Genomic DNA, 15767 nt, shown 5'->3' on the forward strand with positions numbered 1-15767 from the left:
TTTTGCAGATAATATACCTGCCCTCTCAGGTATTTAAATTCCGGTACATCCTGCCAGATTTTATCAGCATCTTCTATAACCGAAATGGCTTCTTTATACCTGGCCAATTCAATTAAACAAATAATAATTTGAACAACCGCAAATGATGCCCAACTGGAATTCTTGTCTGAAGCATATGATTTCTGGTATGATTCCAAAGCTTTTTTCATATCTTTTGCAGAAAAAAACTCATTCCCCAAATTAAATTGGTCATAACTTGAGTTGCCGGATTTTTGTGTCTGTTTTTCTAACAAACGGGTATTTCTGGACCTTTTATCTTTACTTTTGGCAACTTCAGCTAAATAACCTGTATGATATATATTCAACGCACACATTACAGTTTTTAAATGTCCATTGACCCTTACTAAAGCTTCATGTATTGCACGTTCATACCTTATCTCCCTACTATTTTTATATATACGTAAATTTTTATTCTGAACCATCTGATCACCGGTACCGGTAAAATTATATATTGTTACACCAAGCGCATCCATATCGTTATCATACTGCTTTATTTCCCTTTTAACAGCTTCAAGGTTTGTTTTATCAACATATTCATCTGCATCCAGTACCAATATCCACTTACCCTTAGCCTTTGACTGCACAAAGTTTCTTGCATCTGAAAAACTATCGGTCCATTCAAAATTATATATACGATCTGTGTATTCTGATGCTATTTTTATGGTATTATCTATCGAACCGGTGTCGGCAATTACTATTTCATCAACAATATCTTTAACTGAATCCAAACATCTTCTGAGTACTTTCTCTTCATTTTTTACTATCATGCATAAAGACAAATATACCATATCATCCATCCTCTTTTTATTAAAAAAATATCATGCCAGCTTTACTGCCGACATGATATTTTTTATTATGTGTTCTTTTTTACCAATTATTATCTGAGTAACTGCAGAACACCCTGCGGCAGTTGGTTAGCCTGGGCCAACATAGCCTGTGAAGCCTGAGTAAGGATATTGTTCTTAGTGAACTCCATCATTTCCTTTGCCATGTCAACGTCACGTATACGTGATTCAGATGCTGACAGGTTTTCTGATGCAGTACTCAGGTTGTTGATGGTGTGTTCAAGACGGTTCTGCAAAGCACCAAGATTTGCTCTCTGAGTAGAAACTGTATCCAAAGCTTTATCAATATTTGATATAGCTGTACTACATGTTCCGTTGTCTGTTAATTGTACACCATCAACAGTAAGTGAATTTGAATTCATGTTCTTGATATTGAAGGTAATTGTCTGTCCATCATTGGCACCAACCTGTAAAGTTATTACAGACGTAGCGAAATCACCATTAAGCAGAGTTTTTGTATTGAATTGGGTAGTGTCAGCTATACGGTTGATTTCAGATTGCAACTGAGTTATTTCGGTCTGCAGCTGGGTGCGGTCAGTTTCTGTATTTGTATCATTACCAGCCTGTACAGCAAGTTCTCTCATTCTTTGAAGAATTGAGTGTGTCTCATTAAGAGCACCTTCTGCAGTCTGTATTAATGATATACCATCCTGTGAATTTCTAGTAGCCTGATCCAAACCTCTGATCTGACCCCTCATTTTTTCACTGATAGCCAAACCTGCTGCATCATCACCAGCACGGTTGATACGGAGACCTGAAGATAATTTTTCTACTGACTTAGCTGAAGCACCAGTATTAGCTGTCAACTGACGGTGAGTATTCATAGCTGTAACGTTGTGATTAATTCTCATAATAAAAATCCTCCTTGAATTTTAAATAGTTAGTGTGAACTTCCTTTTTCACACTATAATTAAATTGATAATTTATATAATAAGCATGACCTTCCCGGGAACGCCAACGCCTATAATACCTACTTAAAACAAATTATCTTGTTTTCTCCGATATCAAATCAGAGAAATATACTGTTAATTTGTCACTCCATAGCTTAAAGATTTATATCTTAATTCGTTTCTCTATTATATTATCGGAAGAAATTTCTAAGACTTTAGAGTTTTTTTAAAATATTTTATTGAAATATGTAAATATTTCTGACTAGATATTTAACTCTAAAAACAATACTATGAAGTATTATAAATATACTTTTGGTTTATTCAATCAATTAGTCCTTATTTTTAATAATTTCATCCAGCTTCACAATACCGCCGCTGGCAGCCTTTTTGTTTTCATCCTGAATCTCCAGAAATATCTCCGTGCGGTATATCGAAACATTTTTGGGGGCTTTAATACCGATTCTTACCTGATCTCCCTGTATTTCAATAATTGTAAGTTCTATATTTTCACCAATGACTATTCCTTGGTCCTTTTTACGGGAAAGTACCAGCATCGCTACACCTCCTGCTTCTTGAGTTCATCAAGTATGAAATGCCTTACTGTGTATTTATCTGTCTCAAGAACTACCTGAGCTGCTTTATTATTTTTTTTGTTAACAATTATTGGCGCTTTCAGATTCATACTGATTTTTTTCATATCCTCAGGTACCACAACTATTGAAAAAATATTTACCTCGGACACATCCTTGATTCCCAGTGAATCAACGTACTCATTCTTTAGTTCAAAATCATAGTCCTTTTTTATTTTAAAGGGATCAACCAACGCAAATGCCAGATCAGGCTTATTAACTGCCTGAATCCACTTGAACGGCGATTCGGGATCCTCACTGTTTATTATGCCATATGTCTTTATATCTTCAAACCCGATTATTCCTTCTTCAAATCGAATAATATCAGATTCCTTTATTTCGATTTTACCAAAATGAATTGTCTCTAAAATCATGTCTATTCCTCCAAATACTTAATTCTAGAAAATCTATTAATTATCCCTTATATAATCCAGTATATCATAATATTTTTCTAATTTAAAAAAATTTAAGAAATATAATAACCAAATTAACTTATATAAAAATCATACGTAATAATAATCTTATATGTACGTGTCAACACTATTCCCTGTATATTTTATGTCGATTGAGCCATATGACTGAACCCTGATATTCAGGTTCCACGGGATATAATCAAAATCCAACTCCCATGGAGTGTAAGTACCTGTTACACCGTTAATTTCACCGATATTATTCCGGAACTCAGCATCAAACCTTAAGTTGCCACCTTGGACATCTATTTCAGGTCTTGACATGGGAATGGTTCCTATGTCAAACTCATGCATAGTTATTGAATCCCTCTTTATGATATCCAGCATTATACTCGCTTTATGACCTATTTTAGCCATGGCATCACCATCCTGAGCCTTTTTGGATATATACTCCATAACTTTGCTATGGGCAAGATCAGAGTTCTCTTTTATCAGATCAAAGTTGTTTTTTAAACCTTCCTCTGCAAAACACGGATACTGATTGATGATAACTACAGGTCTTTCAGAATCAATATTTATCACAGGTGGTTTCTGACTCAGCTCAAGCCTGGCATTTTGTGTTGTCAATTCCAATTTTGCAAGACGGCTCTCGTACTCTAATTTAGCAGGGGTTGTATAGATTGAAAGTCCCATATTATTCACATCCTTGTATAATTTAAGACAGGCTGTGCATTACAACCTGTCTTGTGTCAAAGTTCAATACTCTAAGACTGCTGATACTTCCAATTTTACCTTAGAAAGTCAACCAATGTCTGCTGAATTATTCTTGCACCACCCGCCAAGGAAGCCTGATATACATTTTCTTCATTCTTAAGGTTCATTATAGTTTCAGCAACATCAATATCTTCATTTTTGCTCATCAGATCGGTAAAGTTGACAAGATCGATGCTCATTCTGTCAATTGAAAGGTCAACTCTGTTTTGTCTTGCTCCGACATCAGCCCTGCACCGTAAAACGTTACCTATCTGTGTATCAAATGTCGATAACGAATTGCTTAACTGTTGAAAATTTCCGGCATCCATATCTGCAATAACAGAATCAAACATCTGTATCATACCTGGTACATCGCCGGTAACCGATGTACCAGCACCATTACTAAAAAGGTCAGCTCCCACAACGTTAATGTTTATGCTGTCTCCTACCCCAATCTCATAGAACATTCTTTCAGCATTGCTATCAACGTTGATCATATATTGTCCATAATTGGCTGAAGCTTCATCATCATCTATAAGTTTTTGATCCGTTTTATATCCGGAAAACATATATCTTCCTGCATAAGTTGAGTTCGAAAGGTGAATTATTTGGGTTCTCAGCTGTTTAAGTTCCAACCCGATCTTTTGTGTTTCCTCAGGAGTATTCGTCCCGTTTGCAGCCTGTTCTGTGAGCTCTCTTGCCTTTTGGAGAACATCTCCTATTTTTCCCAGTGTCACATCTGTGGCATCAAGCCAGGAGCCTGCATCCCCGAGGTTCTTCTGGTACTGTTCAACCTTTGATACATCTGTTCTAAGCTTCAAGGCCCTTGCAGCAACCACAGGGTCATCCGAGGGCACCTGTATCTTCTTACCTGTATCAAGCTGGTTCTGGTAATTATTCAATCTGGTAAGATTATTGCCGAGGTTCCTTGTCATATTGGCAATCATCATATTATTTGTAATTCTCATTGCAGCCTCCATATATCTTTGACTTGGTCAATCTTTAGTGTTTAGCCTACTCCCAATCTATTTATAAGCGTGTCGTATACTTCAGACATTGTTGTTATCATCTTTGCAGCGGCATTATATGCCTGCTGGAACCTTACCATATTCGTCATTTCCTCATTCAGTTCAACTCCGGAAACCGACATCCTTCTGTTATCCACCTGCTGAACAATTGCAAGCTGTCCTTTTGAAAGTCTCTCGGCCTGCTGGGTGTCAATACCGAGACCCGCTACAAGAGATTTCATAAAGTCCTCAGGTGCTCCTTCTTTAAAAAGACTTTGATTTGACCTTATATCCATAATCTTACCCAATATATTTGTATTACCATTTTCACCAGGAGTATCGGATGTTGCGATTTTATCGGTATTGTCCATTATATCGCTGCTTACCATAAAGTTTTTGGCTGTAATCCGGTTATATCTCTCCACTATCAGGGCATTTTCTGCCGGTGTTGGTACTGCCGGCGGTGTTGGCAATGTCAAGCCATCCACCAACTTGTCACTAGATATAGGTCTGTCACCGTCACCAAACATGGTAAAGAATCTAACATTCTGGGATGGAGGGATACCATCCTCCAACTCGGTATCAAGTCCATAACCGTCAACATGTCCTACGCCGTTGACCCAATTTCCTGCTTCATCCCTGGACAGACCTTCATTGAAGGCCAGGGCAAAGACACGTACAAACTCGTTTAATTTGTTCTGGTAATAGGGTATTCCCTTATAAATAGGTGTGGTAGACGAACCGTCCTCAGACGGTGCTCCGTCCTTGCCGTCCCTTACATCCAGCAGTCCCCTGAGTTCTCCTCCGGTAACCTTCAGTGTATTGCCGTCTTCCCATTTTATCTCATACAAGTTTCCTACATCTTCTGCGTTCAACTTGTCCGTTCTCTGTTCAACCTTCATCTTGCTTACATTGTAATGATCCACCAGCGGTTTTCCGCTCACTGTTATGAGAAAGTGAATGTCATCCTGTCCGTTAGGAAGTTTACCGTAGGAAACTTCGGTAGCCTGTATATTTACCAGCTTGGACAGCTGATCTACCAAAAGCGTCCGGGAGTCCCTTAAATCATTTGCCGATTGCCCCTGAACCTCAAAACTGTATATCTGCTTATTTAGCTGCTGTATCTGGAAAGCCAGTGAATTTACCTGATCAACTGTTATTTTTATCTGATCATTTATATCTTCCTGCATTTTTTCAAAATGGGTTGCAGTGCTGTTAAAATACTTGGCAAGGGTTACTCCCTTTTCTCTGACCAATGCTCTTACGGCCGAGCTTGATGGATCCTTTGAAAGTTCCTGATATGCATTAAAGAAATCATTCGTTATCTTAACAAACCCGCTGTCCGACGGTTCATTAAACGTGCCTTCAAGCTCCGAAAGCTTTTCCAGTTTCTTGCTCCATTCACCGCTGGCGGTATTTTCACTCCAATACTTGAAATCCAGATATGTATCCCGGACTCTGTTTACCCCTGTTACCTCAGAGCCCGTACCAATCATGCCGGTACCGTCCATAACCGAAAGCGGCCTGGAGGCAGTCTGTACGTTCTGCTGCCTGGAATATCCGGGAGTTGTGGCATTGGATATGTTATGGCTCACAGTATTCAAATTTTTCTGAGCGGTATAAAGACCACTTAATGCAATATTTAGACCGAAAAAGCTCTGTCTCATTTTTTCACCTGTTTTCTGTAAAAATACTTATTATTTATACTTTAAGGAACAATACAATATAATGATTAATACTCCTCAAATGATTAATGCACTGCTGCCTATCTTCCGACCTTGCCCATGGACATTATGACGTTTTCCACCATTGAATCTATAATGTTAAGAACTCTTGAAGAAGCGTCATATGCAAACTTGAATTTCATCATATTTGCCATTTCCTCGTCCATGGAAACCCCTGAAATCGAACTGCGCTGCTGATCTACCGACTGTACTATGGTTGTCTGGTTCTCAGCAGTTTTCAGGGCTTCAGAACCTCCGTTGCCTATATCAAGTATGACCGCCCTGTAATATTCGTCAATACTGACAACCCCCGTAACATCCGTCATTATATCCTGGTCTCTGAGGTTGGCAATCAACCTGGCTATGCTGTTTCCGCCCTTTGCATCCTTGTCGTCGGATGTGACGATATTGTTCAAACCGTTATCACTCAGCAATGCATCACTGAGCTTTATGTTACCCATCTGGATGGGGAAGAGATCGTCTATAGGTTCAAAAAAGTTGACCCCCGGCTGACCGTCAAGCGTAAATCCCGACTTTTGCAGATAATTTATCTCCTTGCATAGTCCGCTGAGCATTGCGTTAAGCTTTATTTTCACATCGGATACGATGTTCTTTGAAATTGGGATATTCCCGCTGTTGGCATTAACAGCTCTCCTGGTATCGGCATTGACAAATTCCACTACATTATTAAAATTTTCTGCTCCGATATCAAATACGGTTCCGCCTGTACCGGCTGCTATGGTATTCCAGCCCATTTCAGATTTTCCTGATGTGGTGTTTCCCACGCCGGAACTGAAATAATCCTTGCCGGTCACCACCGATGTCCTCATTCCAATGGCGTTCAGCCTGTTTATATAGTCAGCTGCTTCTGCCGGAGTTCCGTCATTACCGTCCACACTTTCATTTGTAAGTACAAATGTTGCTTTCGCGGCATCCTCTCTGAAACTGCCGCCGGCATTCAAACCTTCAAGTGTTGAAATCAATGCACCGAAACTTGCGTCAGTGTCACCTGCCTCTGAGCATAACGCGTCCAATCCCGCAGTGTCATTTATGAAGGCATCTATATTATCCCTGTCATACACCGCACCATTGAAAACAGTTGAACCTGCTCCCATGGACACAAACCGTATATTGAAATCAACACCGGAATTTTTTAAACCTGCAACATATTCGTCAATCGTATCTCTCAGCTTTGAAAGATATTCATCAGCACCGGTTCCCGAGCCATAGGATGTATCGATGGCGAAGGTTATATCTACCTTCTCTTTGGGAGTTCCGTTTTCATAACTTCCTTTTATGCCGGGCACCTCACCTCTGGACTCGAGTAATCCTTTGAGTATTCCGCCCTTTATATTGACTTCGGTATTAGTTCCCTGGAGCATGGGATAGAAATATTCTCCATGCTTTGGATTGGCTTCAACGTACAAGTTTGTTGAAGTTCCCTTGGATACCAGGTAATAGCCTCCAAGTGTAACATCCACCTGTCCGTCCTGCATTTCCAGAACATCTGCGTCACAGAGCTTTGAAAGTCTGTCCAGCAGCACATTTCTCTGGTCTCTGTAATCATTTGCGGCATCCCCGCCAATTTCTTCCGTTGCTATTTTATAATTAAGCTTTGCCAGTTGACCTGTAATATCATTTACTTCATCAACCCGCACCTTTATTTCCGAGTTCAGATCTGCCTGCAGTTTGTCAAGCTGTGTTCCTATATGATTGAAATAATAGGTGAGCGCCTGGCCTCTCTGCCTTACCAATGCCCTCGTAGTCAAGCTTTCAGGCGTCTTGGTAAGCTCCTGCCAGGAATCCCAGAACTGGTTCATAACTTCCTGAAGGCCGTCCCCCATGGGATCATTTAATATGGCCTCCACGTCCTGAAAGGTTTTGCTTCTGGTTTCCCAGTAACCCAGTGAGGTGTTTTCCTGTCTGTATATATTATCCAGAAACGTATGTCTGATCTGTCTTGTTTCCTGAATATCCGCACCAAGTCCATATTGAAACATTTTGCCGTTCTTGCCGTAGTCAGTGATATAGTGACTTGTTTCAATCATGGCCTGCTGCCTCGTATATCCGACTGTATCAACATTGGAAAGGTTGTGTCCTGTAACTGCAAGACCTCTTTCACTGACATACAATCCTGAACGTGCTATGTCATAACTTGAAAAACCCACTGCCATGTCTGCTGGTCCCCCTATTAGAAAGATTGCTTTGAAAATATATCAAAAAATATATTATTAAAATACTTTATATCTTTATGTCTTAAAATCTTATAATATAAGAAAATTAAAGTTTTACATCAAAAAGATTTCTCTTTTTTGTATCTCCCGAATGACCGGTGCTGCCATAATTATTGGTTACGGCATCAATACTTGTCATCATATTTATTGAAAAATCAATGTACTCAAGCGAGGTTTTAATAAGCTTTGAGTTCAGTTCATTATTGTCTTTGAGCGCATTGATACTTTTAAGCATTTTTTCCTGACATACTTTTAATTGGGTCGCTTCCACTTCCCCAAGTCTTGCAGTCAGCAACGAGATTGTAATATCTTCCGGTTTTTGACCCAATAACCTGCACAATTCACTAACGATATTCTCCCTCTGATCTTCCAGTTTTGAGATCTTTATAACCAGAGATTGCTCTATTTTCACTATGCTCTCCAGCTCAATAACCTTCCCCCCAATAATAAGTTCCTTTTTATTGTTGGAAATCTTATAAAGTGTATCGTATATGTCATTTTCCTGGCTCAGTATATTGATCAACTGTCTGACTAATTCTGATTCCATATCTGATTTTACACCTCCGAACATTCGTGCATTTCATTAGGTCAAAAATTTTATCTTTAGCTTTTTGTTTTAAGAACCCTGCAAAAGCTTTTTGTATAATTACGCTTTCTGATCGATAATAGATTTTCCAAGCTTTTCTACTATTTCTCTCCCGCTTACATCATAGCTTCCTGATCTGTATGCCTGAGCGAATTCGTCAACCTTGTTCTGCCTGACATCAGGAACTTCTTTGAGAGCTTTTGTCACGGTCTGATAATCCATAGCATTGCTGGATATGGATATTACATCCTTCTTGGGAGCCACAGAACTGGTTTTTTCAATTTTTCCAACCGGTTTCTTGGAGTCATAAATCTTGGAAACATTGTAAACATCACCTGTGATTTTCATTTTTTACACCTGCCTTCTAAGTTACAATAACAGAAAATAAATTCTACTATATCTATTATCGTCAATTTAAAAAAATTATTTAGTACTGCTTTTCAATTAATAACTGGAAATATCAAAAAGAGCCCGGGACAAAGTTTACAAGCCCGGAAATAAGGAAATATCTGCTGCATTAGCATATATTTAGACAATAAAAAACAGGGGTAGTGTCCCCTGTTTCATTATTCATAAGTTTATAGCCCGGCTTTAGCCAATTAACTAAAAGTTTTTATTCAGGTATCTCATACCCACACCCGGCTTCTTTATTTCCTTTTCATCCTTATCAGGTTTTACATATGATCCGGAAATATCATTGTGGAGCTGATTCTGGCATTCATTGCAGAATCTGCCGGTTTTAATGGATTTGCCGCATCTCTCACACTCGAGAATAATATTTGCACCATCGGTAATTTCCAAACGTCCCTCTCTCAGGAACATCTTTATTTTTTCCACACTTACATCGCAGTCCAGAGCGACCTGAGACAGTGTGGCTCCAGGAAATTCATACAGATAATCCTTTATCTTTTTAAAGACTTCTTCATCGGCGTTTTTACAATCCAGGCAAATAGGTGGTCCTCCAATATAGTTGTACATTCGCCCGCAACGCCTGCAGTTTCTTAAATCCGGCATATGCTCTCCCCCTAACACTAAATGTTATATACAGGTAAAATGTCAGTAATCCATTCTTGTCGTAGCTATAACTCCTGCAATGACCCTGTTTGCACCCGCATCTTTTAAAGCCTTGCTGCACTGGTTGGCAGTATTTCCAGTAGTGATAATATCGTCCACCAGCAAAATATCTTTGCCGGCGACCTTCTCTGGAAAAACCACCCTGAAAACTCCCTCCAGGTTTGCCAGCCGTTCTGCCTTGCTTAACAAGCTTTGGTTCCGGGTCTCCATGGTTTTAATAAGTAAGTTGTTTTCAAACCTTATACCCAACTGACTGGCTGCATAGCCGGCTATCAAAGCAGCCTGGTTGTATCCCCTCTGTTTCTGCCTGCTTTTATGCATGGGTACAGGAATGACAATATCGGTATTCCCCAACTGTTCGGTGTTTTGAACCTTTAATGCAATCAGCTTGCCAAATGCCCGGTAGTATGAAGGTTTACCGGCAAACTTGTATTTCCTCAGGGAATCTTTCAAAGAATCACAGTATTTACCTACGCATATCATCCCATCACAATAGGTTTCATGGTCTTCAGGCAAGTTCAGCAAATTGACCCCATTATTAAAATAGTCCATATCCAGAGCACAAGGCTCACATATACAGATAGGACTTCCCGGTGATAATATACTGTTGCAGATGCTGCACCTTGGAGGAAATAAAATCTCTAGCAGGCTTATAAGTACCCTCCTCCTATATACGGAACGCTGTTATTCTTAATTTCATTTTACATCAGTTTGTTATGTTATGCAATATTACATTATTCCCATATTTATACTATGATGTACCTGTTTTTGACATAAATCTATATCCTTAGCAGTTCACATAACATCGAATTTCTTTCATTTATTTTTACATTGGATACCATTACTTTTACGGCTTTTTTCTGTCCTATTATGCAGGCCATCCTTTTTGCTCTGGTTACGGCAGTATAGCCCAGATTGCGGTTAAGCATTATATAATTTCTCATATGACAAAGAATAATGGCAGCTTCGCACTGGGAACCCTGCATCTTGTGAACTGTAAGACTATAGGCAAGATCTATCTCCTCCAGTTCATTTATCTGATAAATTATAATAAAATCATCATATTGAACCGCAACTCTTTTTTCAGACGCAATTGTACTGTTTACGTCGTCATCCCCGGAAGCATCGCCGGCCTCACTAATTTGAGATATCTCCATGATCCTTCCGATATCCCCGTTAAAGACGCCGCAGTTTTCTTCAGCAACATACCTTCCGGTAAGCGGATCTTTATGATAATGAGGCGACTCATAGTTATTGCTCAGGTGGATAACCTTATCACCTTCCCTGAAGGTGCTGTTACCCCTCTTTATTTCTGCCTTGTCTGCGGCTGCCGGATTTATAAGCTCCTGAATGGCCTTGTTCATTTCATAGGTTCCGATTTCCGAGGTCTTTTGGGGGCAAATCACCTGCACATCGTCAATGGTATAGTTATACCCGGTCATCAGCCTGGTCAGCGCCTCAAGAGTCTTTTTTATAACCCTGTTTTTATCCTCTTCCTCTATAATGAAGAAATCTTTGTTCTCATTTATGATTTCAGGCATTTCGCCGTTAATTATCCTGTTTGCATTGGATATGATGCCCGATCCGTCAGCCTGGCGCTTTATGACATTCAGCTTTACGGTCCTGATGATTCCACTCTTAATCATATCGTCCAGTACATTTCCCGCGCCAACCGACGGGAGCTGCTGTGTATCCCCAATCATAACCACAGCAGTGCCGGGCGAAATAGCCGTAAACAGTGCGTGTGCAAGGTCTATGCTCAACATCGAGCTTTCATCCACTACAATCAAATCATAGGGAAGTTCATTCCCCTGCCTGTAAAAAAAGCCTTTGTTCTCATATGAAAACTGCAGCAGGCGGTGAAGGGTCATAGCTTCAAAGCCCGTGATTTCTGTGAGCCGTTTTGCGGCTTTTCCCGTGGGTGCCGCCAGCATGAAGCTCATTTCCTCCTGATTTTCAAAATATCTCTGCAGGACATATATCATACACTCAACCGTTGTAGTTTTACCGCTTCCCGCCGAACCGGTCAATATGAGCAGATTTGTATCAAAAACTGCCTTGACTGCTTCCTTCTGCATACTTTCGAGTTCAAAACCACGGATGGCTTCAAATTCCTCAATCAGCTTGTCTACATGACACATCCGTACGTCGGGCTGGCAGCGCACTATCTCCTTGATGGCAACGGCAGTTTCGTACTCCATTTTATACATTTCCTTTGTATACACAGCTTCGAAACTTTCCTGGTTTTCCGAATAGGTCAAATTTACGAAGTTGCCGGTCTTAACCATTCTGACATAAGCTTCTTCCAGCTCGGCTGCCGATATGGTATCTGTTTCGTCACTTAATGCCTTTGCCGTCATTTCCAGCAGCCTGTCCTTGAAAAGATAGCAGTGCCCGTCGGCTTCCGCGGTTTCAAGTACACTTTTAAGCGCGGACTCAAGTCTGAATATGGAGTGCGGGTCAATACCCAGCTTTTTTGCAATTTCATCACAGCTCTTGAAGCCAAAGCCCCTGATATTTGCGAACATATAGGGATTCTGTTCGGCAATGGCAATGGATGTGCCCTTGAAGGTGTTATATATTTTCATGGCTTTTGCAGAAGATACTCCAAACTTCTGAAAGAAAATCATGACATTTTGATACTCCATGTTTTCCATATAGGAATCATGGATGACTCTAGCTTTATCGGGTGAGATTCCTCTTATCCTGGTCAGGGACAAAGGCTCGTTTTTTATTATCTCAAGGGTTTTGCTGCCAAAGCCCTCAACATGGCCCGAACCGGACTTATAGCCCGATACTATGTTCCTTGCGGTCTTTTCGCCCACACCCTTGATTATTCCGCAGGACAAAAAGGAAATTATCCCTTCATCGGTAGCAGGCTCAATAAATTCCACAGTATCGGCCTTAAGCTGCTTTTCTCCCCTGTAGGCAGCCACCACACCCGTTACTTTGCTGGGCAGTACGGCACAGTGTTCATTGACTTCGTAATAGCCCGTCACACTTATCTGATCGGCAGCCTCGTGTTCAAAACCATCTTCATCTATTATTCTCTCAATGTCAAAAGTATAGATTTTGTACCCGTTTTCCGAATTTTCATATATTTTATAATCAAATCTTCCGATGATGCTTAAGTTCGTACCTACAGCATAACTGTCAAAAGAAAATCTTTGCTGCTGAAACTGCCCAATTGCCATAACATCTCCATCTGTGTGCCAACGGCCAAATCATGTGCACACTGTAAAATTATAATATTTACCCAATGGTCTGTGACCGACCTTACTTTTCACTATAAATAATATCGTATTTTGTCCGCACCATCAAGAATTAGAGCATATAAGAAAAAAAATTCCTCCGGCTGCGGTTTATACACCCCGGAGGAATTTCTCATTTTTATGTAGGCCCATATTTATGAAGTTTTGTTTTTATAGAATATGCAATCCCTATCCTCAAAGGAGCATACCTCCAAAAGCGGGAACTGATTTTCAAGCTTTCTCAATAACTTCAAGGTTTCGTCCTTTGAGTTCATATCGACCACTATAAAATTGCCGTTTATGGCTATATTCCGTACAAACTTGCTTTCCATTGCATCTCTGACCATTCTTTCAATGTGCTGCTCCTGGTCGTTAACCAGAAGAACCAGATTCGCTTTTTCTACAAAGTATTTTTTCCTGCCCATCAATTTAAAGATGTCCAAAAACAGACTAATAAGTCCAAATATGGCCAGAAGTGAAAGTATTGCGTAGTCTATACCCATATTTATCACTCCCTAAAATTTGTCGTACCATATTTTATGAAGTGTAACGGGTATATGTTACAGGGCCCGGCAGACTTTTACCTTCGATACCTTCTTTTCCTCCACCTCTTCCACTTTAAATACAAACTCATTGAACTCTATGGTGGGTTCGTCTCCTTTTTCAGGAATCCTGCCTATCTGCCCAATAATAAAACCGCTCAGAGTTTCATAGTCATCAACCGGCAGAGTTGCTCCAAGAATCTCCTGCGCTTCATCCAGGCTGATTGAACCTTTTATTATAAATGTGTTATCGTCGATTTTTTCCAATTCTTTTTCTTCATCATCATCTTCATCAAAAATATTGCCTACTATTTCTTCAATTAAATCTTCAAGTGTAACAATCCCGGCCGTGCCGCCATACTCGTCAATAATTATTGCCATATGTGTCTTGTTTTGCTGAAGCTCCTTGAAAAGCTCATCAGTTCTTTTGGATTCGGGCACAAAATAAGGCTGCCTTATCAATTCTTTCAAGCTGAAGTTTGACATATCATCATTGGTAACAAATTTGAAAGCATATTTTGAATGCATTACTCCTACTATATTATCTATGTTATCCTCATACACCGGTATCCTGGAGTACTTTTCGTTATTTATAAAATCAATAACTTCACGCAGACTTGCATCTATGGGAAGTGCCGCTATATCCGTCCTGTGCGTCATTATATCCGAAACGGTCTTATTATTGAATTCGAAGATGTTGTTAATCATGTATTTTTCGCTTACATGTATGGCGCCTTTTTCTTCTCCCACATCAACCATCATCCTGATTTCTTCTTCAGTAACCTGATCCTCTTCGGCATTGGGATCAACACCGAACAGCCTCACAAAAAAGTTGGTTGAAACTGTCAGCATTTTTACAAACGGTGCAGTTAAAACCGAAAGAATCTGCAGCGGACCGGCTACAAATCTGGCGATAGGCTCAGCTTTTTTCATGGCCAGCCTTTTTGGTACAAGCTCACCCAGAACCAGTGTAAAATATGACAATATCATGGTTATTACCAGCATTGATGCCGTTTTAAGCCAAGCTTCAGGTACCGGTACCCCAACTGATACCAGGAACCTAACCAGCGGTTCGGCAAAAGTCTCTGAAGCAAATGCACTGGCTAAAAACCCTGCCAGGGTGATTCCTATCTGAATTGTAGCTAAAAATTTGCTTGGCTCGGACAAAAGATTCTGTAGAATTTTTGCTTTTTTGTCCCCATCTTCAGCCTGCAAACGGATCTTATTATCATTTAATGATATCAATGCAATTTCTGAAGCTGCAAAAAAAGCATTCATAATTACAAGTATTACTAATACAAAAATTTCGGTAAACAATTATTCCATCCTCCATCTGAATAAACTTAATAAAAAATTATTTTCCAGGTAATAAAAAAAGACACACCAATCCAGGGCAAGGACTGTCAGAGTCTTCTAAAATAGCTCTTTTTATTAATGATTTCGTTATTAAGTAATATCCAGCGGAACGCCGTACTATGATTGCACGTACCCTCAGGATTATCGTCCATACTATTATTAACCCCCCTGTTACATTTTTATAAATAATTTACAATATTTTTATCAGAGTGTCAAACCATATAAAGTGAAATTCCGCTGAATCTGCTCAAAATGCTGAAATCTACATCGCTCATCCGCTCCCGTTCTTTATTTTAGTATTTATCTCATCTTCCGTTGTTTTATAAAAATCAGTCATTATATTATTTTTCATTAATATTATATGCCGCACCCGGTCATAATATTTTAGAATTAATGAACAGGAAAG

Annotated in this window: 15 protein-coding genes; all 15 read right to left on the reverse strand. The window is 39.7% G+C overall.

What is annotated here, in order from left to right; genetic code table 11:
• Positions 1-848, reverse strand: an 848-nt coding sequence (locus CTER_RS08925) for a tetratricopeptide repeat-containing glycosyltransferase family 2 protein (RefSeq protein ID WP_004625139.1), incomplete at its 3' end; no start/stop codon positions are given.
• 89 nt (positions 849-937) lie between these two features.
• Entirely contained in the window at positions 938-1756 is an 819-nt protein-coding gene (locus CTER_RS08930; RefSeq protein ID WP_004625099.1) for a flagellin N-terminal helical domain-containing protein, read from the reverse strand.
• A 368-nt stretch (positions 1757-2124) separates the two neighbouring features.
• The gene (gene csrA / locus CTER_RS08935) at positions 2125-2349 is read right to left on the reverse strand and encodes a carbon storage regulator CsrA (protein ID WP_004625128.1); all 225 of its coding nucleotides are present in this window, start codon (positions 2347-2349) and stop codon (positions 2125-2127) included.
• Positions 2350-2351: 2 nt separating this feature from the next.
• A complete protein-coding gene (gene fliW, locus CTER_RS08940; protein ID WP_004625185.1) occupies positions 2352-2798 on the reverse strand; it encodes a flagellar assembly protein FliW in 447 nt (148 codons plus the stop codon).
• Positions 2799-2945: 147 nt separating this feature from the next.
• Positions 2946-3527, reverse strand: a complete 582-nt coding sequence (locus CTER_RS08945) for a DUF6470 family protein (protein ID WP_004625221.1) — start codon at positions 3525-3527, stop codon at positions 2946-2948.
• A 95-nt stretch (positions 3528-3622) separates the two neighbouring features.
• The gene (gene flgL / locus CTER_RS08950; protein WP_004625177.1) at positions 3623-4555 is read right to left on the reverse strand and encodes a flagellar hook-associated protein FlgL; all 933 of its coding nucleotides are present in this window, start codon (positions 4553-4555) and stop codon (positions 3623-3625) included.
• A 41-nt stretch (positions 4556-4596) separates the two neighbouring features.
• Positions 4597-6261: a flagellar hook-associated protein FlgK gene (flgK, locus tag CTER_RS08955; RefSeq protein ID WP_004625106.1), complete on the reverse strand. Its 1665-nt coding sequence runs from the start codon at positions 6259-6261 to the stop codon at positions 4597-4599.
• A gap of 98 nt (positions 6262-6359) precedes the next feature.
• Positions 6360-8492, reverse strand: a complete 2133-nt coding sequence (flgK, locus tag CTER_RS08960) for a flagellar hook-associated protein FlgK (RefSeq protein WP_004625116.1) — start codon at positions 8490-8492, stop codon at positions 6360-6362.
• 106 nt (positions 8493-8598) lie between these two features.
• The gene (locus CTER_RS08965) at positions 8599-9099 is read right to left on the reverse strand and encodes a flagellar protein FlgN (RefSeq protein WP_004625115.1); all 501 of its coding nucleotides are present in this window, start codon (positions 9097-9099) and stop codon (positions 8599-8601) included.
• 99 nt (positions 9100-9198) lie between these two features.
• Positions 9199-9486 carry a flagellar biosynthesis anti-sigma factor FlgM gene (locus tag CTER_RS08970; RefSeq protein WP_004625195.1) on the reverse strand — a complete coding sequence of 96 codons (288 nt, stop codon included), beginning with the start codon at positions 9484-9486 and terminating at the stop codon, positions 9199-9201.
• 255 nt (positions 9487-9741) lie between these two features.
• Positions 9742-10152 (reverse strand): hypothetical protein, encoded by a 411-nt coding sequence (locus CTER_RS08975; RefSeq protein WP_004625173.1) that lies wholly within the window; start codon positions 10150-10152, stop codon positions 9742-9744.
• Between the two features lie 42 nt (positions 10153-10194).
• Positions 10195-10737 carry a ComF family protein gene (locus CTER_RS08980; RefSeq protein WP_242834960.1) on the reverse strand — a complete coding sequence of 181 codons (543 nt, stop codon included), beginning with the start codon at positions 10735-10737 and terminating at the stop codon, positions 10195-10197.
• Between the two features lie 254 nt (positions 10738-10991).
• The gene (gene recD2, locus CTER_RS08985) at positions 10992-13406 is read right to left on the reverse strand and encodes an SF1B family DNA helicase RecD2 (protein WP_004625152.1); all 2415 of its coding nucleotides are present in this window, start codon (positions 13404-13406) and stop codon (positions 10992-10994) included.
• Positions 13407-13618: 212 nt separating this feature from the next.
• On the reverse strand, positions 13619-13966 hold the full coding sequence (locus CTER_RS08990) for a glycosyltransferase family 2 protein (RefSeq protein ID WP_004625217.1): 348 nt from the start codon (positions 13964-13966) through the stop codon (positions 13619-13621).
• Between the two features lie 57 nt (positions 13967-14023).
• Positions 14024-15322, reverse strand: coding sequence for a hemolysin family protein (locus tag CTER_RS08995; RefSeq protein ID WP_004625103.1), 1299 nt, complete (start codon positions 15320-15322; stop codon positions 14024-14026).
• Positions 15323-15767 lie beyond the last annotated feature (445 nt).

The sequence above is a fragment of the Ruminiclostridium cellobioparum subsp. termitidis CT1112 genome, assembly GCF_000350485.1.
GTDB lineage: Bacteria > Bacillota > Clostridia > Acetivibrionales > DSM-1351 > Ruminiclostridium > Ruminiclostridium termitidis.